Source organism: Sinomonas soli (genome assembly GCF_054782415.1).
Genome location: NZ_BAAGSN010000015.1, coordinates 374,534 through 398,837, shown reverse-complemented (window position 1 = coordinate 398,837; position 24,304 = coordinate 374,534). Strand labels below are relative to the sequence as shown.

The 24,304-nt window shown below is 73.0% G+C and carries 23 protein-coding genes and 1 tRNA gene; 13 read left to right on the top strand and 11 right to left on the bottom strand.

Annotated elements, in window-relative coordinates; translation table 11 throughout:
• Positions 1-172 precede the first annotated feature (172 nt).
• The 5 genes from ACYVKZ_RS15355 (at position 173) to ACYVKZ_RS15335 (ending at position 6,061) form a co-directional block, all read left to right on the top strand.
• Positions 173-964 carry a DeoR/GlpR family DNA-binding transcription regulator gene (locus ACYVKZ_RS15355; RefSeq protein ID WP_307007063.1) on the top strand — a complete coding sequence of 264 codons (792 nt, stop codon included), beginning with the start codon at positions 173-175 and terminating at the stop codon, positions 962-964.
• Entirely contained in the window at positions 961-1,923 is a 963-nt protein-coding gene (locus ACYVKZ_RS15350; protein WP_460993089.1) for a 1-phosphofructokinase family hexose kinase, read from the top strand. Before ACYVKZ_RS15355 ends, ACYVKZ_RS15350 begins: the two co-directional genes overlap by 4 nt.
• A gap of 12 nt (positions 1,924-1,935) precedes the next feature.
• A complete protein-coding gene (locus ACYVKZ_RS15345; RefSeq protein ID WP_460993088.1) occupies positions 1,936-3,966 on the top strand; it encodes a PTS fructose transporter subunit IIABC in 2,031 nt (676 codons plus the stop codon).
• A gap of 25 nt (positions 3,967-3,991) precedes the next feature.
• Complete coding sequence (gene ptsP, locus ACYVKZ_RS15340) at positions 3,992-5,704, top strand: phosphoenolpyruvate--protein phosphotransferase (protein ID WP_460993087.1); 1,713 nt, start codon at positions 3,992-3,994, stop codon at positions 5,702-5,704.
• A 78-nt stretch (positions 5,705-5,782) separates the two neighbouring features.
• On the top strand, positions 5,783-6,061 hold the full coding sequence (locus ACYVKZ_RS15335; protein ID WP_066494625.1) for an HPr family phosphocarrier protein: 279 nt from the start codon (positions 5,783-5,785) through the stop codon (positions 6,059-6,061).
• Between the two features lie 129 nt (positions 6,062-6,190).
• Here the strand turns inward: ACYVKZ_RS15335 and ACYVKZ_RS15330 are convergent, their stop codons facing one another.
• The 4 genes from ACYVKZ_RS15330 to ACYVKZ_RS15315 are packed head-to-tail and all read right to left on the bottom strand — an operon-like array spanning position 6,191 to position 9,034.
• Positions 6,191-7,570: an FAD-dependent oxidoreductase gene (locus ACYVKZ_RS15330; protein ID WP_460993086.1), complete on the bottom strand. Its 1,380-nt coding sequence runs from the start codon at positions 7,568-7,570 to the stop codon at positions 6,191-6,193.
• A complete protein-coding gene (locus ACYVKZ_RS15325) occupies positions 7,567-7,986 on the bottom strand; it encodes an arsenate reductase ArsC (protein WP_460993085.1) in 420 nt (139 codons plus the stop codon). The genes ACYVKZ_RS15330 and ACYVKZ_RS15325 overlap by 4 nt, the downstream gene beginning before the upstream one ends.
• Positions 7,983-8,684, bottom strand: coding sequence for an aquaporin (locus ACYVKZ_RS15320; RefSeq protein ID WP_460993084.1), 702 nt, complete (start codon positions 8,682-8,684; stop codon positions 7,983-7,985). The genes ACYVKZ_RS15325 and ACYVKZ_RS15320 overlap by 4 nt, the downstream gene beginning before the upstream one ends.
• Entirely contained in the window at positions 8,681-9,034 is a 354-nt protein-coding gene (locus ACYVKZ_RS15315; protein ID WP_460993083.1) for an ArsR/SmtB family transcription factor, read from the bottom strand. Before ACYVKZ_RS15315 ends, ACYVKZ_RS15320 begins: the two co-directional genes overlap by 4 nt.
• A gap of 335 nt (positions 9,035-9,369) precedes the next feature.
• Here ACYVKZ_RS15315 and ACYVKZ_RS15310 point away from each other — a divergent pair, with 335 nt between their 5' ends.
• Positions 9,370-11,049 carry an MFS transporter gene (locus ACYVKZ_RS15310; protein WP_460993082.1) on the top strand — a complete coding sequence of 560 codons (1,680 nt, stop codon included), beginning with the start codon at positions 9,370-9,372 and terminating at the stop codon, positions 11,047-11,049.
• A gap of 6 nt (positions 11,050-11,055) precedes the next feature.
• On the opposite strand, the gene ACYVKZ_RS15305 is transcribed toward ACYVKZ_RS15310, so the two are convergent.
• On the bottom strand, positions 11,056-11,763 hold the full coding sequence (locus tag ACYVKZ_RS15305) for a pentapeptide repeat-containing protein (RefSeq protein ID WP_460993081.1): 708 nt from the start codon (positions 11,761-11,763) through the stop codon (positions 11,056-11,058).
• 86 nt (positions 11,764-11,849) lie between these two features.
• Between ACYVKZ_RS15305 and ACYVKZ_RS15300 the strand changes: the two genes are divergently transcribed.
• Both ACYVKZ_RS15300 and ACYVKZ_RS15295 read left to right on the top strand, forming a co-directional pair.
• The gene (locus ACYVKZ_RS15300; protein WP_460993080.1) at positions 11,850-12,857 is read left to right on the top strand and encodes a D-2-hydroxyacid dehydrogenase family protein; all 1,008 of its coding nucleotides are present in this window, start codon (positions 11,850-11,852) and stop codon (positions 12,855-12,857) included.
• Between the two features lie 124 nt (positions 12,858-12,981).
• A complete protein-coding gene (locus ACYVKZ_RS15295) occupies positions 12,982-14,361 on the top strand; it encodes an HNH endonuclease signature motif containing protein (protein WP_460993079.1) in 1,380 nt (459 codons plus the stop codon).
• Positions 14,362-14,390: 29 nt separating this feature from the next.
• Here the strand turns inward: ACYVKZ_RS15295 and ACYVKZ_RS15290 are convergent, their stop codons facing one another.
• The 3 genes from ACYVKZ_RS15290 to ACYVKZ_RS15280 are packed head-to-tail and all read right to left on the bottom strand — an operon-like array spanning position 14,391 to position 17,639.
• Positions 14,391-15,149 carry an SDR family NAD(P)-dependent oxidoreductase gene (locus tag ACYVKZ_RS15290; RefSeq protein WP_460993078.1) on the bottom strand — a complete coding sequence of 253 codons (759 nt, stop codon included), beginning with the start codon at positions 15,147-15,149 and terminating at the stop codon, positions 14,391-14,393.
• A 36-nt stretch (positions 15,150-15,185) separates the two neighbouring features.
• Positions 15,186-16,109: an NAD(P)-dependent oxidoreductase gene (locus ACYVKZ_RS15285; protein WP_460993077.1), complete on the bottom strand. Its 924-nt coding sequence runs from the start codon at positions 16,107-16,109 to the stop codon at positions 15,186-15,188.
• A gap of 12 nt (positions 16,110-16,121) precedes the next feature.
• The gene (locus ACYVKZ_RS15280) at positions 16,122-17,639 is read right to left on the bottom strand and encodes a four-carbon acid sugar kinase family protein (RefSeq protein WP_460993076.1); all 1,518 of its coding nucleotides are present in this window, start codon (positions 17,637-17,639) and stop codon (positions 16,122-16,124) included.
• Positions 17,640-17,715: 76 nt separating this feature from the next.
• Here ACYVKZ_RS15280 and ACYVKZ_RS15275 point away from each other — a divergent pair, with 76 nt between their 5' ends.
• Positions 17,716-18,417, top strand: coding sequence for a FadR/GntR family transcriptional regulator (locus ACYVKZ_RS15275; protein WP_460993075.1), 702 nt, complete (start codon positions 17,716-17,718; stop codon positions 18,415-18,417).
• A gap of 7 nt (positions 18,418-18,424) precedes the next feature.
• On the opposite strand, the gene ACYVKZ_RS15270 is transcribed toward ACYVKZ_RS15275, so the two are convergent.
• Positions 18,425-19,258, bottom strand: coding sequence for a putative protein N(5)-glutamine methyltransferase (locus ACYVKZ_RS15270; RefSeq protein ID WP_460993074.1), 834 nt, complete (start codon positions 19,256-19,258; stop codon positions 18,425-18,427).
• A 47-nt stretch (positions 19,259-19,305) separates the two neighbouring features.
• Between ACYVKZ_RS15270 and ACYVKZ_RS15265 the strand changes: the two genes are divergently transcribed.
• Positions 19,306-19,515 (top strand): dodecin, encoded by a 210-nt coding sequence (locus tag ACYVKZ_RS15265; RefSeq protein ID WP_307006922.1) that lies wholly within the window; start codon positions 19,306-19,308, stop codon positions 19,513-19,515.
• 6 nt (positions 19,516-19,521) lie between these two features.
• Here the strand turns inward: ACYVKZ_RS15265 and ACYVKZ_RS15260 are convergent, their stop codons facing one another.
• Together ACYVKZ_RS15260 and ACYVKZ_RS15255 are read right to left on the bottom strand one after the other, a co-directional pair.
• Positions 19,522-21,174, bottom strand: coding sequence for a substrate-binding domain-containing protein (locus ACYVKZ_RS15260; protein WP_460993073.1), 1,653 nt, complete (start codon positions 21,172-21,174; stop codon positions 19,522-19,524).
• A gap of 367 nt (positions 21,175-21,541) precedes the next feature.
• Positions 21,542-21,614, bottom strand: a tRNA-Lys gene (locus ACYVKZ_RS15255).
• A gap of 139 nt (positions 21,615-21,753) precedes the next feature.
• Here ACYVKZ_RS15255 and ACYVKZ_RS15250 point away from each other — a divergent pair.
• From ACYVKZ_RS15250 to ACYVKZ_RS15240, 3 genes are all read left to right on the top strand, one after another.
• A complete protein-coding gene (locus tag ACYVKZ_RS15250; RefSeq protein WP_307006919.1) occupies positions 21,754-22,410 on the top strand; it encodes a hypothetical protein in 657 nt (218 codons plus the stop codon).
• Between the two features lie 358 nt (positions 22,411-22,768).
• Positions 22,769-23,386, top strand: a complete 618-nt coding sequence (locus tag ACYVKZ_RS15245; RefSeq protein ID WP_460993072.1) for a nuclease PIN — start codon at positions 22,769-22,771, stop codon at positions 23,384-23,386.
• 1 nt (position 23,387) lies between these two features.
• On the top strand, positions 23,388-24,304 hold a 917-nt coding region (locus ACYVKZ_RS15240; protein ID WP_460993071.1), incomplete at its 3' end, for an inorganic phosphate transporter.

Here is a 24,304-nt window from a genome sequence, read left to right as displayed (position 1 = left end):
CCGGACCCCCTGGGCCCGGCGGAGCACACGCTCCGCCGGGCTCTTCTGCGTTTATGTGGAACCTCTTGACTTTCCAACATAAACGCAGATACAGTCAATCAATCCCACATTCGTGTGATGGGGACCACAGGCTGGAACAGGGGCTCAGAGAGGAGAGGTGCCGAGCATGTCGATGTTCGCCGAAGAGCGTCAGCGGCTCGTCGCAGACCGCGTCGCCGAGGTCGGGCGGGTCAGCGTCACCGAACTCGCCGAGCGCTTCTCCGTCACCACCGAGACCGTGCGCCGCGACCTCGCGGCGCTCGAGTCCGCGGGCGTGCTCCGCCGCGTCCACGGCGGCGCCGTCCCCGCCGAGCGCGGGGCGACCGCGGAGGCGAGCCTCCTCGAGCGGCAGATCCAGAACCTCCTCGAGAAGCGGGCCATCGCGGACGCCGCGGCGGACCTGATCGAGTCCTCCCGGGCCGGCAGCGTCCTCCTGGACGCCGGCAGCTCCACGGAGGCGCTCGCGGAGCGCCTCATGGGCACCCCCCTGGACGGGCCGCCCCTCGTGGTCGTGACCAACGCCCTGCCCATCGCGGACAAGCTCGCGGCGGACGCCAACCTCAACGTCCAGCTGCTCGGCGGACGGATCCGCCCGCTCACCCGGGCGGCCGTGGGGCCCGCGACGGTCGACGCCGTCGAGCGCCTGCGCCCGGACCTCGCCTTCGTGGGGGCGAACGGCCTGCACGCCCAGTTCGGGCTCAGCACGCCGGATGCCGAGGAGGCCGCCGTCAAGGCCGCCTTCGTGCGCTGCGCGCGCCGCGTCGTGGCCCTCGTGGACCACACCAAGTTCGGGGTCGAGACGCTCGTGCAGTTCGCCCGCCTCGACCAGCTGGACACCATTGTGACCGACCGGGCACCCGAGGGGGACGTCGCCGACGCCCTCGAGGAGGCCGGAGTCGACGTTGTAGAGGCAGGGAAGCCATGATCGTCACCCTCACCGCGAACCCGAGCCTGGACCGCACGGTCGAGCTGGGCGCACCCCTGCTGCGGGGCGAGGTCCAGCGTGCCGTCTCGGTGCGTCAGGAGTCCGGCGGCAAGGGCGTGAACGTGGCCCGCGCGCTGCGGGCCTCCGGGCTCGACACCCTCGCCGTCCTCCCGGGCGACGCCTCCGATCCCGTCGTCGCCGGCCTCGCGGCCACGGGGGTGCCGTATGCAGCGCTGCCCATCGGGGCGCCGCTGCGCTCGAACGTGGCCCTGACGGAGCCCGACGGGGTCACCACCAAGGTCAACGAGCCTGGGCCCGAGCTCTCCCTGGCCCTCCAGGAAGCCCTGCTCGCCCTCCTCGTCGACCGCGCTCGCGGGGCCTCCTGGGTGGTCCTCGCCGGATCGCTGCCCCCGGGGGTCCCCGAGGATTTCTATGCCACGGCAGCCGAGCGCCTGCGCTCGGCTGCCGACGGAAGCGCGCCGAAGATCGCCATCGACTCCTCCGGCGCGCCGCTCGCGGCCTCCCTCACGGGCAGACCAGAGCTCCTCAAGCCCAACGCCGACGAGCTCGCGGAGCTCGCCGGACTCGTGGGCCTGCAGGACACGGGAACGCCGGCCGAGCTCGAGGCCTCTCCGGCGCTCGCCGCGAAGGCGGCACGGGCACTCGTGGACGCCGGGGTCGGAGCGGTGCTCGCGACCCTGGGGTCGAAGGGCGCCGTGCTCGTGACACGGGACGGTGCGTGGCACGCCACGCACCCGCCGATCAGAGCCGTCAGCACCGTCGGTGCCGGCGACTCCTCACTGGCCGGGTACCTCCTGGCCGACTCGACTGGGGCGGACGCTGAGGGCCGCCTGCGCCAGGCAGTGGCCCACGGGGCCGCCGCCGCGTCCCTGCCGGGATCCACCGTCCCGGCAGCGAACCAGACCACCCCCTCTGCCGTGACCGTCACGGCCCTCTGAGAAGGACTCATCATGACCGAACTCATCGCCCCGGAGCTCGTGGTGCTCGATGCGTCGCTGGGCTCTTCCCCCGCCGACGTGATCAGGCACCTGGCCGGACTTGTTGCAGATGCCGGCCGCGCCACTGAGGTGGACGGGCTGTTCGCGGACGCCTGGGCGCGCGAGCAGAAGACCGCCACCGGCGTCCCCGGAGGCATCGCCATCCCCCACTGCCGCTCCACGGCTGTGACCGAGCCGTCGCTGGCGATGGCCCGCCTGTCGCAGAAGGTCGGATTCGGCGCGAAGGACGGCGACGCCGACCTCGTGTTCTTCATCGCCGCCCCGGAAGGCGCGGACCAGGAGCACCTCAAGCTCCTCGCGAAGCTCGCACGGAGCCTCATCAAGAAGGACTTCACCGCGTCCCTGCGCGCGGCGGCAACCCGCGAAGAGGTAGTCGCGCTCGTGAACGAGGCCCTCGGCCTCACCGGCACCGCACCGGCCGCTGACGCGGCGGCGTCGGCACCTGCCGCACCGGCCGCCGCGGCAGGGCAGAAGCGCATCGTCGCCGTCACCGCCTGCCCCACCGGCATCGCCCACACCTACATGGCGGCCGACTCGCTCGTCGCCGCCGGCAAGGACAAGGGGATCGACGTGCAGGTCGAGACCCAGGGGTCCGCGGGCTCGACGCCGCTCCCCCAGTCCGTGATCGACGCGGCCGACGCCGTGGTCTTCGCGGTGGACGTGGACGTGCGCGGCAAGGAGCGCTTCGCGGGGAAGGCGTACGTGCAGTCGCCGGTCAAGCGCGGCATCGACGAGCCCGGCGTCATGCTCGACGAGGCCCTGGCCGTCGCCGCCGACCCCAGCGGGCGGAGGATCGCCCGCGGAGCCGCCGGGTCGGCGTCGTCCGCCTCCGGCGCCGAGACGAGCGAGTCCGGGGGCGCGAAGCTCAAGCGGGCGCTCCTCACTGGCGTGAGCTACATGATCCCGTTCGTCGCCGCGGGCGGCCTCCTGATCGCGTTGGGCTTCCTCCTCGGCGGCTACGACATCACCAAGTACGCGGACACGATCGTCCTCAAGAACAACGTGTTCAGCCTGCCGACCGAGTTCGGACCGCAGGCCTGGGGCCCGCTCGGCGCCTACCTCGGTGCCGTGCTGTTCAAGATCGGCGGCCTGTCGATCGGCTTCCTCGTCCCGGCCCTCGCCGGGTACATCGGCTACGCCCTGGCTGACCGGCCGGGCATCGCCCCCGGCTTCACCGCCGGCGCTGTGGCGGGCTTCATGGGGGCCGGCTTCCTCGGCGGCATCGTGGGCGGCCTCCTCGCCGGCTACACCGCGCACTGGCTCGCGTCCCTCCCGGCTCCCCGCTGGCTGCGCGGCCTCATGCCGGTCGCGATCATCCCGCTCGTCGCGTCCATCGTGGCCTCCGGCCTCATGTTCGTGGTGCTCGGCGGCCCCATCGCGGTGGTCACGAAGGCCCTCAACGACTGGCTCACGGGCATGAGCGGCGCCGCCGCCGTGATCCTCGGCGTCATCCTCGGCCTCATGATGTGCTTCGACCTCGGCGGCCCGGTCAACAAGGTGGCGTACTCGTTCGCCGTCGCCGGCCTCAGCGCGGCGAGCGCGACCAACGCCGCGCCGTACCACATCATGGCCGCCGTCATGGCTGCGGGCATGGTCCCGCCGCTCGCGATGGCGCTCGCCACCGTGCTCGACCACAAGAACTTCAACGCGACCGAGCACGAGAACGGCAAGGCGGCGTGGCTCCTGGGGGCCTCGTTCATCTCCGAAGGCGCGATCCCGTTCGCGGCCGCGGACCCGCTGCGGGTCATCCCGGCGTCGATGCTCGGCGGGGCGCTGACCGGGGCTCTGTCGATGGCCTTCAACGTCTCCTCGAAGGCCCCCCACGGCGGAATCTTCGTCTTCTTCGCGATCGACAACTTCTTCCTCTGGGTCGTCTCGATCGCGGCCGGCGTCGTGGTGACCGCTCTGGCAACCATCGCCCTCAAGCGATACGTTGGCAAGAAGGCGCCCGAGGCCGCGGAGCCCGTCCCCGTCGCCGCCTAGCGAGAGAGAGTTCGAGGTCTTGATGATGGAGCAGTTTCACGGTGTCGGTGTCACTCCGGGGCGTGTGATCGGGCGGGTGCGGCAGATGCCGGCACCGGTCGGCGAGCCCCCGGCGGGGCCCGTCCCCGGCGGCGCGGACGCCGCCGCGGAGGGCGAGCGGATCCGCTCGGCGTCCAAGGCGGTCCAGGCGGCGCTGAAGGCCCGTGCGGCGTCGGCCTCGGGGGACGCGAAGGGCGTCCTCGAGGCGACCGCCCTCATGGCCGCGGACCCGATGCTCGTCAAGGGCGCCGTGAAGCTGCTCGACCCGTCCGCGGACGGCGGGGCCCGCTCGGCCGAGCGGGCCGTGTGGGAATCCGGCGCCGCGGTCGCGGAGAAGCTCAAGTCGCTCGGCGGCTACATGGCCGAACGGGCCGCGGACGTCCTGGACGTCCGCTCCCGGATCGTCGCCGAGCTCCGCGGGCTCCCGGCTCCGGGCATCCCCGAGTCGGACGAGCCGTTCGTCCTCGCCGCCGAAGACCTCGCCCCCGCGGACACCGCGACCCTCGACCCCGCGAAGGTCACCGCCCTCATCACGAGCGGCGGCGGCCCCCAGTCCCACACCGCGATCCTGGCCAGGGCCCTCGGCCTGCCGGCCGTGGTGGCGGCGGCCGGCGTCGAGGCCATCTCGGATGGCTCCGAGGTCTACGTGGACGGCGCAGCGGGCACGGTCCAGACCGAGCCCGGGCAGCACGAGCGGGACGCGGCGGCCGCCTGGGCCACCCAGGCCGCCGCCCTGGCCGCGGGGTTCGCCGGAGGCAACCGGCTCGCCGACGGGCACGCCGTGCCGCTGCTCGCCAACGTCGCCACTGGCAAGGACGCTGCCAAGGCCGCCGCCGCCGGCGCGGAGGGCGTGGGCCTGCTGCGCACCGAGTTCTGCTTCCTCGACCGGGACACCGAGCCCACCCACGAGGAGCAGGTGGCCGCCTACACGGCCGTGTTCAAGGAGTTCGGCGGCAAGAAGGTCGTGATCCGCACCCTCGACGCCGGAGCCGACAAGCCGCTGCCGTTCCTGACCAACGCGGACGAGCCCAACCCCGCCCTCGGCGTGCGCGGCTACCGCACGGACTGGACCAGCCCCGGCGTCCTGGCGCGCCAGCTCGCCGCCATCGCCCAGGCCGCGCAGGAGAACGAGGCCGAGGTCTGGGTCATGGCCCCGATGATCGCCACGGCGGACGAGGCGGCCCACTTCACCGAGCTGGCGAAGGACGCCGGTCTGAAGACGGCGGGCGTCATGGTCGAGGTCCCGTCGGCGGCCCTCACGTCCTCGCACATCCTGAAGAACGCGGACTTCGCCTCCCTGGGCACGAACGACCTCACGCAGTACGCCATGGCGGCAGACCGCATGCTCGGCCCGCTCGCGCACCTCAACGACCCGTGGCAGCCCGCGGTGCTGCACCTCGTCAAGGCCACGTGCGACGGCGCCGCGGCGGCCTCCGAGGCCACCGGCACCGCCAAGCCGGTGGGCGTCTGCGGTGAGGCCGCCGCCGATCCCGCCCTCGCCGCGGTACTCGTGGGCCTCGGCGTCACGACCCTGTCGATGTCGCCGCGCGCCCTGACCGCCGTCAACCGGGTCCTGGCCACCGTCACCGTGGCCGAGGCCAGGCAGCTCGCTGCCCAGGCCCTCGCGGCCCCGTCCGCCGAGGCAGCCCGGGACGCCGTCCGCGGCGGCCTGCCGATCCTGGACGAGCTCGGGCTCTAGGCCCGTCGGTACCGGCCCCGGCACCGACGCAGTACGCTTCCCCCACCAGCCCGACCCCCCAAGAACAAGGAGCACCACATGGCAGAACGCACCGCAACGATCGGCTCGCGCGTGGGCCTGCACGCCCGCCCGGCGGCCATCTTCGCCGAGGCCGCAGGCGAGGCTGGCCTCGACGTCACGATCGCCAAGGTCGGGGAGCCCGCCGACGAGGCCATGGACGCCTCGAGCATCCTCTCCCTCATGAGCCTGGGCGCCGAGTACGGCCAGCAGGTTGTGCTGCGGGCCGAGGGCCCGGGTGCCGACGAGGCCCTTGCGAAGCTCGTGACGGTCCTCGAGACGGACCACGACGCCGAGTAGGCCCTAGGGGCCTCTGGCCCACAGGGCACAGGGCACAGAGGAGCGCGGCCGGATCCCTGAAGGGACCGGCCGCGCTCCTCTCTGCGTTCAGCTGCTGCGGTTCAGCCGCTGCCGTTCAGCTGCTGGGGTTCAGATGCCGGCGCCCTCGGCGGCGCGGCCGTGGCGCAGCCCCGTCGGGAAGCCGATCGAGACGGGCAAGCGCTCGGGCGCGCTGCAGCACGAGCCGGCGAGTGCGGCCTCGTCGGCGCTGCCGTCCGATCCGATCCCCGAGCACACGCCCGTCGCCGGGAGCTCCAGTTCGACCGCGTCGGCCGCCGCGGCGTCGCCCGCGAGCGCGGCAGCTATCGAGCGGACCTGCTCGTAGCCAGTGGCCATGAGGAAGGTCGGAGCCCGGCCGTAGGACTTCATGCCGGCGATGTAGAAGTCCTTCTCGGGGTGGGCGAGGACCGCGGCGCCGTGGGGCTCGACCGTCCCGCACGAGTGGAAGTCCGGATCGATGAGCGGCCCCAGGCGCCGGGGCGCGTCCACCGCGGGGTCGAGGTCGAGGCGGACCTCGGACAGGATCGAGAGGTCGGGCCGGAATCCGGTCGCGGGGATGAGCCTGTCGACCTCGAGCGTGCGCCCGTCCGCGGCGTGGACCCGCAGGCGCCGCCTGTCGAGGACCTCGAGCCGTTCGGTGCGGAAGCCGGTGACGAGCTGGACAGCGCCGGAACCGACCATGGCCTGCAGGCGGGTGCCGAGCTGGCCCCGCGCAGGGAGCTCGTCGGCATTCCCTCCGCCGTAGGCGTGGGCGGGGGTGGCTGCCCGGATCGCCCAGACGACCTCCGTGCCGGGCTCCGTCCGGGCGAGCTGGGCGAGCGCGAGGACGCTGTTCGCGGCCGAGTGGCCACCGCCCACCACGAGAGTGCGGCGGCCGCCGAAGCCGCCCGCGGCGACGTCGACCAGCGGCGCCGTGACGAGTCCCGCCCCCGTGGCGTCCTCCTCGCCCTGCGCTGGGAGGCCGGAGGATCCCAGCGGCGCGCGGTGTTCCCACGTGCCGGAGGCATCGATGACGGCCCGGGCGAGGACCTCGGCCACGGTGCCGTCGGGCCCCTGCACCCGCAGGAGGAAGGGGGCCTGGTCGCGGCCGAGGCTGCTGCCCTTGTCCCGGTCCTTCCGGGTGACGGCGAGGACGCGATGGCCGGTGCGGATGCGGCCGGCGAGCTCAGGAGTGGCGGCGAGGGGCTCGAGGTAGCCCTCCACGATCTGCGCACCGTACGGGAGGGCCGTCGGCCTGGGCGGCTCCCACCCGTGCCGCTCGAGCAGGCGCACCGAGGCGGGGTCGAGGTTGTAGCGCCACGTCGAGAAGACCCGCACGTGCCCCCACTCGCGCATGGCGGAGCCGACGGCGGGCCCGGCCTCGAGCACGAGCGGTTCGAGACCGCGCTCGAGGAGGTGCGCCGCTGCGGCCAGGCCCACCGGCCCGGCGCCGATGACCGCGACGGGGTAGTCGGCGAGGACGGCGGTCATCGGCCCGAGCCTCCTGCCGGGAGCAGGTCCGCGATGAGGGCCTCGACCCGGGACTTGATCTCGTCGCGGATCGGCCGGACGGAGTCGACGCCCTTGCCCGCCGGGTCCTCGAGCTGCCAGTCCTCGTAGCGCTTGCCGGGGAAGACGGGGCAGGTGTCCCCGCAGCCCATGGTGATGACGACGTCGGAGTCCTTCACGGCGTCGGTGGCGAGGACCTTGGGCTTCTCCGTGCGGATGTCGATGCCCTCCTCGAGCATCGCCTCGACGGCGGCGGGGTTGACCGTCGCTGCCGGCTCGGAGCCGGCGGATCGGACTTCGACCCGGCCGCCGGAGAGGTGGTTGAGGTAGGCGGCGGCCATCTGGGACCGGCCGGCGTTGTGGACGCAGACGAACAGGACGGAGGGCTTGTCACTCATAGGAGGACCTCTCGGTCGGCCGCCTCGGCGGCAGGGGTGGTGATGGACGGGTAGAGGAGGCGGACCAGCAGGAATCCGAGGACGCCGCCGGCGAGCTGGGCGAGGACGAATCCGGGCGCGGAGGCAGGCGCGATCCCCGCGAACGTGTCAGTGACAGTCCGGGCGATGGTCACGGCCGGGTTGGCGAAGCTCGTGGAACTGGTGAACCAGTAGGCTGCCGCTATGTAGCCGCCCACTGCGAAAGCGACGCGGTCGGCGCGGCCGGAGCGCGAGGTCCCGAAGACGACCAGGAGCAGTCCCACGGTCGCTACGACCTCGCCGAGCCACAGCCCGGGCCCGGAGCGGCTGTGCCCGGAGGCCGACACCGGCTGGAGGCCGAACATCAGGTTCGCGACGACCGTCCCGGCCAGTCCGCCGAGGATCTGGGCCGCGACCAGAAGGGCCGCCGTCCTCGTGCCGATCATGCCCAGGGCACGTTCGACGAGGGTCACGACGGGGTTGAAGGAGGCCGAGACGGGCTGAAGCGCAACGATCAGCGCGACCAGGACCGCGCCCGTGGCGACGCTGTTCTCCAGCAGCGCCAGGCCCGCATCGGCCGGAGAGAGGCGCGAGGCCATGATCCCGGAACCCACCACGGCTGCGACCAGGAAGGCGGAACCCACGAGCTCCGCCACGGCGCGGCGGAGATCCGCCGTCACTTCCCGGTGCCCGCCAGGAGTGCCGCAAGGCTTCCCAGCGCCTCGGTCCGGGCACGGTAGTACACCCAGACTCCCCGCTTCTCCCGCTCGAGCAGCCCCGCGTCGTGCAGGATCTTCAGATGCCGGCTGATCGTGGGCTGGGAGAGGTCGAAGCTCTCATTGAGGTCGCACACGCAGGCCTCCCCGCCCGCGTGGGCAGCGATGAGGGACATGAGCCGCAGGCGCACCGGCTCGCCCAGCGCCTTGAGCACCGGTGCGATCTTCTCGGCTTCGTCGTGGGAGAGCGGCTTGCCGGAGACAGGCGAGCAGCACACCGCGGCGTCCGCTGGAGCGACATCGAGGAAAGACATATCGACATATTTGCATGTTTGCATATCTGGGCGCAAGGGCACCGTACGCGCATGCCCCTACCCCATCGAAGGTCACAACTCAATAACCATCTGCCGATGACATTCGCCACGATCCGGCGAGCTGGCGGCGCGTGGCGGCAGGACGGCGTCGTACGCGCACAATCCCCCGGAACCATGCGGCTGCCGGCGGTGCGCGGCGCTCTCGCGCCGAGAACCCGATAGTGTCCGGGCGCACGCGCGGGCGTGAGGCGGACCACGCGGGATATCGACCTTCAACTCTCAGATCGAAAGACCCTCGACTAAACTTGAATGCCATGTCACGAGACCAGCGTCAGATGACCGAGCCACAGCGCCCCCGGCGCGTGGTGTTCCGCAAACGAAAGCTGAGGGTCGACGACGTCAACGTCGTCGATCAGCCGATGCTCAAGAGGGCCATCGGCGGGACCATCGTGGGCAACACGATGGAGTGGTTCGACGTGGGTGTCTTCGGATACCTCATCACCACCATGGGACCGGTGTTCCTGCCCGAGGCAGACCGCACCGTCCAGACCCTCTTCCTCCTCGGGACGTTCGCAGCGACGTTCATCGCCCGCCCGGCCGGCGGCGTGTTCTTCGGCTGGCTCGGCGACAAGATCGGACGCCAGCGCGTGCTCGCGATGACCCTGATCACGATGGCGTCCGCGACGTTCGCCCTCGGCCTCCTGCCCGGCTACGCGCAGATCGGCATCTGGGCAGCGATCCTCCTCGTCGCCATCAAGCTCATCCAGGGCTTCTCCACCGGCGGCGAATACGCGGGTGCCACGACGTTCGTGAGCGAGTACGCGGCGGACAAGCGCCGCGGCTTCCTCGCGAGCTTCCTCGACATGGGCTCCTACATCGGGTTCGCGCTCGGCGCCGCGATCGTCTCGGTGCTCCAGCTGACTCTGGGCCAGGACGCCATGGTGGCGTACGGCTGGCGCATCCCGTTCCTCATCGCGGGCCCGCTCGGCGCCATCGCGATCTGGTTCCGCCTCCGCATCGAGGAGAGCCCCGCCTTCCAGGCGGCCCTCGACGCCCAGGAGAACATGAGCCGCGAGCTCGCCTCGCACGACGAGGTCGCCACCAAGGGCCCGCTGCAGATCGTGCGCAGCTACTGGCGCCAGATCGTCGTGGCCATGGTCCTCGTCGCCGCGGCCAACACAGTGGGCTACGCGCTCACCTCGTACATGCCGACCTACCTGACCGAGTCCAAGGGCTACGACGAGCTCCACGGCACCATCCTCACCATCCCGGTGCTCGTGGTCATGAGCCTGTGCATCCCGCTCACGGGCAAGCTCTCCGACAAGATCGGCCGCCGCCCGGTCCTGTGGATCGGCGCCGTGAGCACGATCGTGCTCTCGATCCCGGCGTTCCTGCTCATCGGCGTGGGATCCATCCCCGCGACGCTCGCGGGCCTCGCGCTCATCGCGTTCCCCGTGACGTTCTACGTGGCCAACCTCGCGTCGGCCCTGCCGGCGCAGTTCCCCACGGCGAGCCGCTACGGCGCCATGGGCATCGCCTACAACTTCGCGGTGGCGATCTTCGGCGGCACGACGCCGTTCATCATCGACGCCCTGATCCAGTCCACCGGCAACGACATGATGCCGGCGTACTACCTCATGGCCACCTCGGTGGTCGGCGCGGTGGCCATCTGGTTCCTGCGCGAGTCGTCGCAGCGCCCGCTGCCGGGCTCGCTGCCCAGCGTGGACACCGAGGCCGAGGCGCGCGAGGTGGTCGCGCACCAGGAGGAGGACCCGAACATCGACCTCGCGCACATGCCGCTGCCGGAGGTTCCCGTCGCGGTGGCGGACGACGGCGTGGCGCTGCAGCTCCCGCTCGACCACCCGGCTGCCGTCGAGGCCGCCGAGGAGGCCGGCGTGGATCTGGAGGCCACCGCGCTCGAGGCGCAGGTCTCCGGCGAGGCCCCCGTCGCGTCCGGCCCGATCTCCGGCCCGGTGCCCGAGGTCACGCTGGCGCCCGCACCGGTCAAGAACTAGGGGGCCTCAGCCCTCGATGGCGATCCCGAGCCGCTCGGCCATGAGCTCCGCGAGCTCGGCGGCCTGAAGTCTGCTCAGGGTCGCCCCACGGAGCCCGTCGATCCCGGACACCCGGGAGAGGCGGGCTCCTCGCAGGTCCACGTGCTCGAGGGAGGCGCCCCTGACGTCGAGCGCATCGACCTGGGTGCCTTCGAAGGCCACGCGCAGGGCCGAGGCGTGGCCGAGGTCGAGCTCCTCGATCGCGCAGTCCTCGAACTTCACATCCCGCAGGCGCGCGCCGCGCAGGTTGACGTAGCCGAGCTTGCAGCCGCGCACGAGGACGCCGTTGAGCTCGGCGTCGTAGAGCTCCGCCGAGCCGATCCGGGAGGCGTCGATCTCCACTCCGCGCCAGCGGCTCCGCGGTGCAGGCAGGCTCGGGGCGTTGAGCCGCTCGAAGCGGCAGTCGAGGAACGAGGCCGAGCCGAGGTCGGCGTCGTGCGCCGTGACATCCCGGAAGGCGCACTCGGAGAAGGTGGCGGCGCCGAGCTCGAGGCCTGTGAAGTCCGCGCCGTCGAACGCGAGCCCCTCCGTGCGGTGCCCGGCCTCCGGGTCGCCCGCGAGACCGGGCTCGAGCCCGTCGAGGACGAGCGCTTCGAGGCGGGGGGCGCCCTGGTCCCGGGCGGCGCGCGGCCCGGAGCTCCGGGCGGTGCGGGGGGAGCGGATCGAGTCTGCCATGGATCGAGGGTAGCGGCGCCGCCGCCAACACGGCAGGGCCATTCCGCAGGCGCCTGAACTGGGCCGGCCGCAATTAGGCTGGGCCCATGGCTTCCCCCACCGGCATCCAGGGACTGAAGATCGCGATCCTCGACGACTACCAGGGCGTGGCCCGGGAAGCGGGCGGGTTCGCCCGGCTCGAGGACGCGGGCGCCGACGTCACGGTGTTCCGCGAGCACCTGGGGCACGACGACGACGCCGTGGCCTCGGCGCTCGCGCCCTTCGACGTGCTCGTGGCGATGCGCGAGCGCACGCCCCTGACCGCGGCGAGGCTCGAGCGGCTGCCGAACCTGAAGCTCATCGTCTCGACGGGCCGGCGCAACGCATCGATCGACCTCAAGGCGACGGCCGCCCGCGGCATCACGGTGTGCGGCACCGGCTATCTCCCCTCCCCCGCCGCCGAGCACACGTGGGCGCTCATCCATGCGGCCACCCGTCGGCTCGACGCCGAGCTCGGCTCGGGCGGATCCGGCTGGACGGGCGGTGTGGGCTGGCAGAGCACCGTGGGGCGCGGGCTCGAGGGCGCGCGGCTGGGCCTGCTGGGCCTGGGCAACCTCGGCAGCCGCGTGGCACGGGTGGGCCTCGCGTTCGGCATGGACGTCATCGCCTGGAGCCAGAACCTCGACGACGAGCGCGCGGCGGAGGTCGGCGTGCGCCGGGTCGGGAAGGAGGAGCTCTTCGCCGAGGCGGACATCCTCTCGGTCCACCTGGTGCTGTCGAAGCGGACGCGCGGGCTCGTCGGCGCCCCGGAGCTGGCCCTCATGAAGCCGGATGCGCTGCTCGTGAACACCTCGCGCGGTCCGATCGTGGACGAGGCGGCGCTCGTGGACGCCCTCGAGGCGGGGCGGATCGGCGGCGCGGCCCTCGACGTGTACGACCTCGAGCCGCTCCCGGCAGACCACCCTCTCCGGCGTGCGCCGCGGACCTTCCTGACGCCGCACATCGGCTATGTCACGCGCGAGCAGTACGGGGTCTTCTACCGGGACGCGGTGGAGGACATCGCAGCCTGGGCCGATGGGTCGCCGGTACGGGTCATGGAGCTCCCGCCCAAGTAGGGCGACGACGCCTGCCGAACCACCACTGGCGGTGCCGGACGAGCTCTCGTTCAGCTCACGGCGTCCGGCGGTGCTCGGAGGTCTGCTTGCCCTGGACCCCACGGCGCTGGACACCGCGCAAGGAGTGGCGGAAGCGCTTGAGGCGTTCGCCGACTTCGACGCGTACAGCGCCGCGATGCGGGCGTTCCTCGTGGACCGGTGTGCGCAGCTCATCTCGGAGGAGCCGCTCGAAGGCCGTGATGGCCAGCCCACCCGGCTCAGCGGGGACGTCGCCCACGCTGCCACAATGTCCGAGGTCGCCCTCCTCCAAGGAACCTCCGAGGCCGCGGCCGCCCGGACGGTGGACTTCTGCCAGGCCCTCGTGGGCCGTCATCCCGCCGTGCACGAGGTCCTCCTCTCCGGGGACCTGACGGAGGCGCACGCCCGGATCATCGTCGAGCAGGCGGCGACGCTGCCCGAGACCGCGACCGAGATGTTCGGCATCGAGGCCCTGCGACGCCTTCGTACCCGGAAAGGCCATCGGCGCACGCCGAGCGAGCTGCGCCGCGTCGTCCTGGCGCTGCGGGAGCGCCTGCATCCCGAGTCCATCGGTCGCCGCCGCACCCGCGCCGAGGCCGATCGCGGGGTCTGGCTGCGCCCGGACGACGACGGGATGTGCACCCTGGCCGTCCTCCTGCCTGCCGAGATCGGCATGGCCGCCTTCCATCGCGTCGACGCCATGGCCCACGGCGCCCACCAGACCGAGGGCGAGTACCGCACCCTGCCGCAACTTCGCGCCGACGCGTTCGCCCAGACGCTGCTCGAAGCGGGCGGCACGACCGAGAGGCCTACCCCCGCGACGTACGACGCCGGGGCGCCGCCTGTCCGGGTGCCCTCGCCGGAGGGCCTCGCGGACCTCCTGCGGCCGGAGATCGTGGTCCACATCCCGGCGGCGGTGCTCCTCGGGGCATCCGCCGATACGGCCGAGCTCGAGGGCTACGGCGTCGTGGACGCCCACACGGCCCGTGGGCCTGCCGCGGCAGCGCCGACGTGGCAGCGCCTCTGGACAGACAGCGAAGGAGTGCCCGTCAAGCTCGGCAGGGCGGCGTATCGGCCGCCGGATTCCCTGCGACGCTTCATCCGCTACAGGGACGGTTCATGCCGCGTGCCAGGGTGCATGCGCGCCGCGCACCGCGCGGAGATCGACCACACGGTCGAGTGGCAGGACGGCGGCAGCACCGATGCCGACAACCTTGCGCTCCTGTGCCCCAAGCACCACGCGCTCAAGTCGCTCGCGCTGTTCACGCTTCAACGCCGAGCCTCCGGAGACCTCGTGTGGACCACGCTCCTCGGCTACGGCCATCCCGCGGAACCCCTGGACCGCGATCACATCCCGGGTCCACGGGGCGCTGATCTCACTGCCCGGCCCGGCGAACTGGCCCAGCCGTCCGGACCACCCCCACCGCCCGAACCTGAGCACGGGCCGCCGCCGGAACAGCGTGCCGAGGAACCGCCGCCGTTCTGACCCGCGCCCGCCGGCCGACCTTATGCCGCCTAGCGCTTGGGGCGCCGCGCCGGACCACCGAGGATGCGGTCCGGCAGCACGGCCGCGGCCGCGCGGACGGCCTTGTACCGCATCGACGGGACGGACACCGAGCGGCCGGCCAGATTGTCGCGGAGGCCGTCGCGGACCACCCGCTCAGCACGGAGCCAAGCCCACCCTGGAATCCAGCGTGTCTCCATGCCCATCCGCGCATGGAACTCGGTCCGCACCAGCCCCGGGCACAGCGCCGTGACGAGCACGCCGGAGCGCCGGTAGTGCACGTTGGCCCAGCGGCTGAAGGCGAGCAGCCAGGCCTTGGCCGCCGAGTAGGTCCCGCGCGGCAGGAAGGCCGCGACGCTCGCCACGTTGACGATCCGGCCCTCCCCGCGCGCGAGCATGCCCGGGAGAACGGCCCTGGTGGTCTTCAGGGCGGCCTCTACGTGGAGCCGGAGGTGGTGCACCTCCTCCTCGACCGGCGTGTGGTGGAAGTCGTGGAGGAGCCCGTGCCCCGCGTTGTTGACCAGGATGCCGATGGGCCTCGAGGGGTCCGCCAGCCGCGTGGTCACGGTGCCGAGGTCCACGGGGTCAGTGAGGTCCGCGGCGAGGACCTCAGTCGCGACGCCATGGCGCCCCCCGAGTTCCTTCGCCAGGGCATCGAGGCGGTCCTGGCCCCGCGCCACGAGGACGAGATCGTGCCCCTGGGCCGCGAGCTGCCGCGCGAACTCGGCCCCGAGGCCACTGCTCGCGCCGGTGATGAGCGCCGTCGTCATGCGCACCAGCCTACCGACCCGACTCGGGCTGCCCGCTCAGCCTGCCTGTCCGGCGGTCCGCGGGGCGGGTGCGACGACCTTGATGACGGCGGAGTCGTCCGCGGCCGCCAGACCCTGTGCGGCTCCGAGCAGGTAGAGCTGCTCGGCCGCGGCGGCGACGGGGGCCGGGAGCCCCACGGAGCGGGCAGCCTTCCCCACGATCCCCATGTCCTTGACGAAGATGTCCAGCCGCGAGAGGACCTCGGCCCCCTCCTCGGAGTAGGCCTCGAGCATGCGGGGCCCGCGGTTGGAGAGCATGAACGATCCCGCCGCCCCGGCACCCAGGGCCTCGAGCGTCTTCGCGGTGTCGAGCCCGAGCGCGTCGGCGAGCGCGAGCGCCTCGGCGGCGGCGGCGATGTGCACGCCGCACAGGAGCTGGTTGACGGTCTTGAGCGCCTGCCCGTCGCCGGGCCTGTCGCCCACCACGGTGAGGGTGGAGGCGAGGAGGTCGAGGATCGGGCGGCCCTTCTCGAGGTCGGACGGCGCGGCGCCGACCACGATGAGGAGGTCGCCCTCGCCGGCACGCACGGGGCCCCCGGAGAGCGGGGCGTCGACGAGGCCGACGCCCAGCTCTGCGAGGCGGGCCGCGGTGCCGGGGATGGCCTCGGTCCCTACCGTGCTCGTGAGGATCACGACGGCGCCGGGGCGGAGCGAGGCGGCGACTCCGCCTTCGCCGAACAGGACCTCATCGAGCTGGTCGCCGTTGCGGACGGCGAGCAGCAGGGCGTCGGCTCCCACGACGGCGTCTGCCGCGGAGCCGAAGGTCCTGATGCCGGCGGCTGCGGCGAGGTCGAGGCGCGGCTGGGCGATGTCGAAGCCGTGGACGGTGAGGCCGGTCGCGAGCCGGGTGGCCATGGGCAGGCCCATGGCGCCGAGGCCAAGGACGGCGACCGTGGTCGTGGCCGCAGAAGTGTCAGTCATGGGTCTCTCCTGTCAGAACGTCGTGCTGAGGGTCCGGGTGACCTGGGCGAGGGACTCGTCGTCGCCCACGTTGCCCGCGAACACGATGTACGGGATGCCGCGGGCCGGGCCGTCGACCGGCTCCCACAGCGAGACGATGCCCGGGAGCATCGGCCCGCGCACCACGGCGTGGCGGATCTCGAGGCCGTGCGCGGCCACGTCGGAGGAGGTGATGCCGCCCTTGGCGATGACGAACCGCGGCGGCGCGGCTGCCAGGACGCGGTTCACGACGCTGACGACGGCGGCGCTCACCGTGCGGGCGATCTGGAGGCTCTTCGCCGGGTCCTCGTCCTTCACGAGGACCCGGGAGGTGTGGAGGATGACGTCGCCGTCGGCGAGGGCGCGGACGACGGCGCCGACGGCCGCCTCGAGGTGCCCTGCGGCCCTCTGCGGGTCGAGGAGCTCGTTGACGTCGATCTCGATGGTGCGCGCGGAGGAGTGCCGGGCCGTCAGCCGCTCGAGCTGCCGGGTGGTGAGCCCTACATGGGAGCCGACCACGATGAGGCCGCCCGCAGCGAGGTCCTCTCGCTGGCCGCCCGAGGCCGGGTCCCCGTACACGTCCTCGGCTGTGAGGGGCGCCCGGACCTCCTGACCGATCCGTCCGCGCACGAACGGGGGTCCCACGCGGTACAGGAGCGAGGCGCCGCGGCGCTCGGCCTCGTCGAGGCCCAGGGCGAGGGCGCGCAGGTCGTTCTCGCCGGTGACGTCGGCGACGATGGGGGTCCCGTGGTGGGCGCGGGCGATCGCGTCGGCGATGGCGGCAGCTCCCGCGCGGATGGTGCCGAGGTCGAGCACGATCACGTCGTCGGCGCGCACGCGGCCGGCGGTCTTCTCCTCGACGTAGGCGGGGAGGTAAGAGGTGGAGAAGCCGAACGTGGCGTCCCTCGCGAACTCTGTCTCGCTCACGGGCGTGAGCGCGCCCTCACCGCTGCGGACGTAGTGTTCGCCGCCGATCGTGACGCGTCCGGCGTCGGGGAAGGCTGGGACCATGACGACGCCGTCCACGGGCTTGCCGCCCTGCGCCGCGATGGCCTCGGCGAGCACGTCCGTCTCGAGCGGGAAGTGGCCGCGGAGGGTGGAGTCGCTGCGGCTGACGAAGGCGAGCGGGACCCCCGCCTCCTCGGCCGCCTCGGTGGCCGCTGCGACCACTTGGCGGTTGCGCTCGGCGGCCTCGGCGGGGCCCAGGCTGCGGGTGTTGGTGAGGACGTAGACCGCCGCCGGGCGGCTTCCGTCGGGGCGGGCCGCGAAGGCCCAGCGGAAGTCCTCGGCCTCCCACCGGGTCAGGACGGGCAGGTCCGCCACGGACTGCGTGCCAGTGGGGTCGTCGTCGAGGACCACGAGGACCCGGCCGGAGCGGGCGACGGCGTCCGCGACCTCCCGCGCGGCGATCTCGCGCTCGGCAGGGTAGTCGGCGAGGACTTCGGCTTCGAGGAGCACGGCGAACACTTCCTTGTGCGGGGGCGAATCGGGCATCTGTAAGATGTCTGACATCTAATGTCGATGCTAGAGTGGCACACACTCCGCGGCGGCGCAAGGCCGCCCGGCGCAGCCCAGAGGAAGTGGACCAGTGGCGCGCAAATCCCTCGTGGGCGAGGTCGCCGACGGGTTGCTGGACCGGATCGTGGCCGGCGAGTTCCCTCCGGGCTCGGCGGTGCCCGGCGAACTCGAGCTGAGCTCGCGGTATGACGTGAGCCGGATGACCGTGCGCGAGGCCATCCGGACCCTCACGGCCCAGAACATCCTGCGGATCGAGCGCGGACGGGGCACGTTCGTCAACCCGGTCAACCGGTGGAGCTCGCTGCACGCCGTCCTCCGCGCGACGAGCGAGGGCACGGACGCCTCCGATGCCGCCGTCCAGCTCATCGAGCTGCGCCGGATGCTCGAGGCGGGCGCCTGCGGGCTCGCCGCCGAGCGGATCTCGGACCAGGACCTCGCGGCGCTCGACGCCCTCGTGGACCAGATGCGAGAGGCGAGCCGGGCCCAGGACCTCGAGCGGTTCGTCGAGGCGGACCTCGCCTTCCACGACGTGATCCTGCACGCCTCCGGGAACCCGTTCGTCGCGGTGCTGTTCGAGCCGCTCAGCCGGATCCTCGCCGAGCGCCGCTCCGAGACTTCCGCCGTGCCCGAGATCCAGGAGCACGCCATCGCGATGCACGTGGCCGTGAGCGGGGCGCTGCACCGCCACGACCCCGTCGCGGCCCGGACGGCCATGGACGCGCACATGCAGCAGACCCTCGATGACCTGAGGACCTACATCCTGGACCGCTGACCGATCCTCAGCCGCTGACCGCCACGACCGCGGTGCCGCCGAGGTCCTCGTCCTCCTCCGCGCGCGCCACGAGGCCCGCCTCGGCCAGGATCCGGAGCGCGGCGGCGGCCTGCGTCCGGCCGACCTCGATCACGAGGGTGCCGCCGGGGGCCAGCCACCCGCCGGCCACGGCGGCGATGCGGCGGTGCAGGGCCAGTCCGTCGGCGCCGCCGTCGAGGCAGGCGCGGGGCTCGTGGTCGCGGGCCTCCGGGGGCATGAGGGCGATCGCCTCGGTCGGGACGTACGGGGCGTTCGCGATGATGACGTCGACGCGGCCGCGCAGTGCCCCCGGGAGCGCCGCGAAGAGATCCCCCGTGTGCACGTGGCCTCCCCAGGGGGCGAGGTTCCGGCGGGCGTACGGCGCCGCCGCCGGGTCGAGGTCGGCGGCGTGCAGCTCGAGCCGCCCGGGCCCCCAGCCGCGCGCGCCGAGCGCCGCGGCGAGGCCGGCCCCGAGGGCCGCCGACCCGCAGCAGAGGTCGACGACGACGGCCGGCGGCCCGCCGCCGTCGTCCGCCAGGGCCGCAGCGGCGAGCCGGACGAGCAGCTCCGAGCGGCGCCGCGGGACGAAGACGCCGGGTCCGACCGCGACGCGGAGCCCGGCGAACTCGGCCCAGCCCACGAGGTACTCGAGCGGCTCTCCGGCGGTGCGCAGCGCCACGAGCCGGTCGAGGTGCCCGCGGTCCTCGGCGCCCTCGATCAGGAGGGCGGCCTCCTCCTCGGCGAACACGCAGCCGGCGGCCCGCAGCCGCCCCGCGACGTCGGCGAGGAGCGGCGCCGCCGACTCTGGCCAAGCACTGGTCACGGGGTTAGTCTGCCAGCACTGATCCCACCCCCAGCCGAGGAGGAGCCATGGCAGGCAACACCTACAGCATCTCGGAGATCGTCGGTACGAGCCCGGACGGGATCGATGCGGCCATCCGCAACGGCGTGACCGCGGCGTCGCAGACAGTGCGGAACCTCGACTGGTTCGAGGTCCAGTCCGTTCGCGGCCACCTCGAGGAGGGCGAGATCAAGGACTGGCAGGTCACCCTGAAGATCGGATTCCGCCTCGAGCGCTGACCTGCACTACTGCGTCCTGGCCAGGAGGGCCTCGCTGAACACCCTCGAGATGTCGGCGGGGTCCTTCGCCACGTAGCTCGACCCACCGGTGGCGGCGGCGATCTGCTTGAGCACGGGCTCGTCCGCGTCCGCGGTGATGCCGATGGTCACGAAGATGACGGGCTTGGCCGGGTCCTTCTCCCGCGCGAAGGCCGCGAGGAGCTGGTCGAGGGTCATCGAGTTGGGCTTCTCGTTGGACCCGTCCGTGAACAGGATCACCGAGTTCACGGCCCGGGGGTCGTAGTTGGCCTTGACCGTGCGGAACGCGGCGAGCGCGGTGTCGTAGAGGCCGGTGCCCCCGCCCACGAGGCCGCCGAGCGAGGCGATGTCCCCCTGGATCCGCTCGCGCTGGGTCTTGCCGTCGGTCACAGCGTCCATCCGGCGGATCGGGTCGAGCTCCTGGTGGTCCTGGCCGGGTCCGCCGAGCCCCACGGAGAATGCCCACATCCCGAGCTGCGCCGTGTCCGGGAACAGCGCGGCTCCCTTCAGCGCGGCCTCCTGGGTGAGCTGCATGCGGCTCTTCCCGCCGGCGTCGAGGCCCATCGAGCCCGAGACGTCCATGACCACGAGCGAGCGGAACGGCACCGCCTGGAGTGCCCACATCTTGGTGGCGCGGGTCAGGGCGTCGGCGGACGGTTCGAGGGGCTTGACGGTGCCGACGAAGCCGGCGGCGTGGTCCGGGATGCTGCCGCCGGGAGACCGCAGCCCGCGGGCGGCGAGGGCTGCGCGGCCGGTGCCGTCCGTCAGGGCCGCCGCCAGTGCCTTCGCGGCGTCCGCTGCCCCGGCCCTGCGGGCAGGGTCGGGGGACGTGACCGCGATCGGGTAGTCCGCGAGGGCCGATCCGCTGGCTGGCGCGGACGCGGCGAGCTTGGTGGAGGGGCGGGACGAGGCGTAGTCGATCCACGAGCTCTCGGTCACCACCGCCTCCGAGTCGGAGCGCTCCGCACTGTCCAGGAGCGCCGAGTCCGACTGCGTCCCGGAGGGCCTCTGGGCGGCGGTCTGCGCCAGCTGTCCCAGCGAGCCCGCGAGCGCCTTCGGGTCGGATGCGCCGGACTGGCCCTCCGCCACGGCGCCCGCGAGCGCCGTGGCCGCGCTCGCGCTCGAGAGCGGGTCGCCCAGGAGCACCCCGGGGGCCGCCAGGACGCCGGACCACGTCGCGGGCACCTGCGCGCCCTTGCTCTGGACGACGACGGCGGGCGAGGACGCGACGGACGGCACCGCGATCTCGGGCTTGGGGCTGGCGCTGACCGCCGAGACGCGCGCGGAGGTGTCCGCCAGCCAGAGGTCGGGTGCCTGCGTGCCGGCGGCGACCTTGGCCGCGATGGCGGCCTGGTCGGCGACGTCGACCCTGAACGTCGCGCACGCCGACGGGCTGACGCGGCCGAGTGCGTCGTTGACCGCGGGCAGCGTGGTGGAGTCGGCCAGGAGCGTGTAGGTCTGGGTGGTGGCGCAGTTCGCCGCCGTCGCCTGGGTCAGGCGCGGGACGAGCGCCCAGGCTGCCAGGCCCACGACCACGAGCGCGGAGGCGGCGACGATGCCCAGCAGGGCGAACCGGTTCCTCCGGCGCCTCGCCCGCCGGCTGCCCTCTGTCCTGGCCCGGCCTGCGACCCTGCGTCCCATCCCTGCACTCCTCCCACCCCCCCCTGGTCCGCTTCGGTTGTTCGGGCACACGGGAGCCCCGCGGGGTGCTGCCCCGCCGTCCGCGCGCCAAATGATCCCGTCCATCATAGACGGGCCCGGGAGGCCGGGGTGACCGCTCTCACAGGGGGTGCCGGGTCTCACCCTGGCCCCACGCGTTCACAGAGCCCACAGCCTTCACTCAGGGCATGGCTCGCTGATAGCCTCGTCCCCGCGCGGCATGCCGCCACTGCTGGGGAGTGGTGCGGAAGTCGTTGTCGCGCCAAGGCGCCCGGGCCCCGTGAACAACGGGCCCGGGCGTCTCGGTCGTGGGGGGGCGCAGCAGGCGGCGGCTGCCTGCGGTGATGGGTGGGCCCCGTGGGTTTCGAACCCACGACCCGCGGATTAAAAGTCCGCTGCTCTACCAACTGAGCTAGAGGCCCGGTGCCCGGCATGCGCCGGACGGCACAACTCTAGCGCAGGGCAACCACGCGCCGTCGTGCGCCCGGGCGGGACCGCGGGCCCTGCATGGGCACGCCTCCGCGAGAGGAGTACCGTACTGGGCATGAACGAGGCAGCCGCATGAGCGAGAACCCAGCATCCAGCGGGTCGGGACCGGTCAGGCACCACAAGCCGAAGCCGTTCGCGCCGATCGACTTCGAGCCCTTCGCCGGCGGTGCCGACCCCGCCCGGGTATCCGAAGCCGCGCACCTCGCCGCGCAGGCGCTCGTGCGCCGCGGCCGCGAGAGCGAGGACCCCGAGGTGACGCGCAGGCTCGTCCGGCTGGCCGACGAGCAGGGCCTCGAGGCCATCGCCGAGATGTGGTCGGAGAGCCCCGCACGGTCCCTCCCGGGGGCCCTGTGGCGCCTGTATGCCCTGCGGGCGGCGACCAAGCAGGACCCGGAGCGCATCTCGGTGTACTTCCGGGCGGGCAAGGACACCGCCCAGGTCTCCCACGCCGTGGCCGGCGTGGCCGAGCCGCCGGGGGCCGAGGAGCTCACCGCCATGGCGGACGCCATTCTCTCCGGCGCGTTCGACGGCGAGTTCGACGTGGCGCTCGAGCGCTCGGCGGCGTTCTGCCGCGTCGTGGCGCTCGGGCAGGCCACGGTCGCGGACAGCGCCGAGTGGGCGAATTCGCAGCATGCGAGCAAGCTCACGCGCAGCGCCAACCAGCTCGTGAAGACGGCCGAGGACCTGGAGGCGTCCGCCAAGGCGTGGCGGCGCGGGCAGCTGGACTGAGCGCGCCCGGCCGTGACCCGGCCGAGGCACCCAAAGCTTCCAACCGGGTTGACTCTCCCCCAACGGCCGTAGAACACTGGTGGTGGCGTCGGACCGCGGCACCCCCGGGCTCCAACTCTCAGCCGCTTCGAGCGGCCTTCCGCCGAGAGGCGGTCCCGGTTCGGCGCCCTTGCTTCCCTCGCCGGGGAGCCCGCACAGGAGCGGGCCCGGCGAGGATCCAGCCCGCGAGGATCCAGCCCGCGGCAGGGCGTTCACCCCGGTCACGTAAGATGCGAGGGGCCGGCATCCCGCCGGCACGAGGCCATCGCGCCGGGGACTGCGGCGGCCGGAAGGCCGCACCGCCCCCGCTCGGAGACCCATGAAGTTCAGGCTGTTCCCCCAGGAGACGGCAGGCCTCGATCTGCTCGCCTCCATGGCGCAGCAGTCCATGCTCGCGGTGCAGACGCTCTCGGAGATGTTCGGCGCCGACCGCGCCGACTACGACCAGCTCGTGGACACCCTCATCGCGAACGACGCCCGCACCACCGAGTTCCGCCGCACCCTCCTCACCCGCCTGCGCACGAGCTTCGTCAACCCGCTCCCCCGCGAGGACCTGCTCATCCTCTCCGAATGGCTCTCCCAGGCGGTGGGGCACCTCGTGGCCGTCGGCGAGCTCATCCAGCTGCACGCCATCGACCGGCTCCCGTCCGAGGCTGCCGACATGCTCGACATCGTCAACCGGCAGGCCGAGCTCGCGACCGCGGCCATGCGCGGCCTCACCCGGCTCGAGGACCTCGAGGACTACTGGGCGGACACGGTCCGGCTCTCCAAGCGCGCCGAGCACACGCACCGGGTGTGGAGCGCGAAGGCCCTCCGCGAGCTCTCGATCACCCAGTACGCCCGCACGGTCGAGGTGGCCCGGTCGCTGCTGGAGGCGGTCCACGCGTTCCAGTCCGTGGCCATCCAGGTGGGACGCATCATCGTCAGGGAGTCCTGACGTGGCCGCTGCGCTCGTCGGCGCGTCGATCGTGCTGGTCTGCGCCTTCGGCTTCCTCAACGGCTTCCGCGATGCCTCCAACGCCGTGGCCCTCACGGTCCGCACCCGCGCGCTGACGCCGGGCATCGCCGTCGTCCTCACGGCGGCGTTCAACGTGCTCGGCACCCTCGCCGGGGCCTGGCTGCTCAGGGCGCTCGGCACCGTGTTCGTGACCGTCCCGGCCGGGAGCGGGGGGCTCACCGTCTTGGCGGCCACGCTCGTCGCAGCGATCCTGTGGGGCGTCTGGGGCTGGTGGAAGGGCTACCCGTCCTCGTCCACCCACGCGCTCGTGGGCGGCCTCATCGGGGCGAGCATCGCCTCCGCGATCCTCGGCGGCCGCGTCCCGGGCGAGCTCGACCACGTGTTCTGGCTCGCCATCGGGCTGCCGCTCATCCTCTCGCCGCTGCTAGCCTTCGGCGCCGCGTTCGTCCTGACGCCGATGGTGACGTGGATGGTCCGCTACACCCAGCCGAGCCAGGCGCACGCGGGCCTGCGCGCGGCGCAGTCGGTGGGCGCCGCCGTCGTGGCCTTCGGGCACGGACTCCAGGACGGACAGCGGATCGTGGCCCTCCTGGTCATCTCGGCGCTCGGCTCCGGCGCGAGCTTCGACCACGTCCCCGTGTGGGCAGCGGTGCTGGGCTCGCTGGTACTGGGCGCCGGCACGCTCGCCGGCGGCTGGCGCATCACCTACACCCTCAGCCACCGGCTCATCCGCATGGACCCGCTGCGGGCCTTCGTGTCCCAGCTCGTCACGAGCACGATGCTCGTCGTCGGCTCCCTCGGGCTGGCCATGCCGCTCTCGACCACGCACACCGTGGTCCCCTCCGTCCTGGGCGCCGGCGCGAACCAGGACTACGCGTCCGTGAACGGCCCGCTCGT

Coding starts and splice junctions, on each gene's coding strand:
- ACYVKZ_RS15300 (WP_460993080.1), top strand. CDS start 11,850: ATGGCTTCCCCCACCGGCATCCAGGGACTGAAGATCGCGATCCTCGAC.
- ACYVKZ_RS15325 (WP_460993085.1), bottom strand. CDS start 7,986: ATGAGTGACAAGCCCTCCGTCCTGTTCGTCTGCGTCCACAACGCCGGC.
- ACYVKZ_RS15285 (WP_460993077.1), bottom strand. CDS start 16,109: ATGACTGACACTTCTGCGGCCACGACCACGGTCGCCGTCCTTGGCCTC.
- ACYVKZ_RS15265 (WP_307006922.1), top strand. CDS start 19,306: ATGGCAGGCAACACCTACAGCATCTCGGAGATCGTCGGTACGAGCCCG.
- ACYVKZ_RS15310 (WP_460993082.1), top strand. CDS start 9,370: ATGACCGAGCCACAGCGCCCCCGGCGCGTGGTGTTCCGCAAACGAAAG.
- ACYVKZ_RS15260 (WP_460993073.1), bottom strand. CDS start 21,174: ATGGGACGCAGGGTCGCAGGCCGGGCCAGGACAGAGGGCAGCCGGCGG.
- ACYVKZ_RS15290 (WP_460993078.1), bottom strand. CDS start 15,149: ATGACGACGGCGCTCATCACCGGCGCGAGCAGTGGCCTCGGGGCCGAG.
- ACYVKZ_RS15315 (WP_460993083.1), bottom strand. CDS start 9,034: ATGTCTTTCCTCGATGTCGCTCCAGCGGACGCCGCGGTGTGCTGCTCG.
- ACYVKZ_RS15250 (WP_307006919.1), top strand. CDS start 21,754: ATGAGCGAGAACCCAGCATCCAGCGGGTCGGGACCGGTCAGGCACCAC.
- ACYVKZ_RS15350 (WP_460993089.1), top strand. CDS start 961: ATGATCGTCACCCTCACCGCGAACCCGAGCCTGGACCGCACGGTCGAG.
- ACYVKZ_RS15280 (WP_460993076.1), bottom strand. CDS start 17,639: ATGTCAGACATCTTACAGATGCCCGATTCGCCCCCGCACAAGGAAGTG.
- ACYVKZ_RS15305 (WP_460993081.1), bottom strand. CDS start 11,763: ATGGCAGACTCGATCCGCTCCCCCCGCACCGCCCGGAGCTCCGGGCCG.
- ACYVKZ_RS15335 (WP_066494625.1), top strand. CDS start 5,783: ATGGCAGAACGCACCGCAACGATCGGCTCGCGCGTGGGCCTGCACGCC.
- ACYVKZ_RS15355 (WP_307007063.1), top strand. CDS start 173: ATGTTCGCCGAAGAGCGTCAGCGGCTCGTCGCAGACCGCGTCGCCGAG.
- ACYVKZ_RS15330 (WP_460993086.1), bottom strand. CDS start 7,570: ATGACCGCCGTCCTCGCCGACTACCCCGTCGCGGTCATCGGCGCCGGG.
- ACYVKZ_RS15345 (WP_460993088.1), top strand. CDS start 1,936: ATGACCGAACTCATCGCCCCGGAGCTCGTGGTGCTCGATGCGTCGCTG.
- ACYVKZ_RS15245 (WP_460993072.1), top strand. CDS start 22,769: ATGAAGTTCAGGCTGTTCCCCCAGGAGACGGCAGGCCTCGATCTGCTC.
- ptsP (WP_460993087.1), top strand. CDS start 3,992: ATGGAGCAGTTTCACGGTGTCGGTGTCACTCCGGGGCGTGTGATCGGG.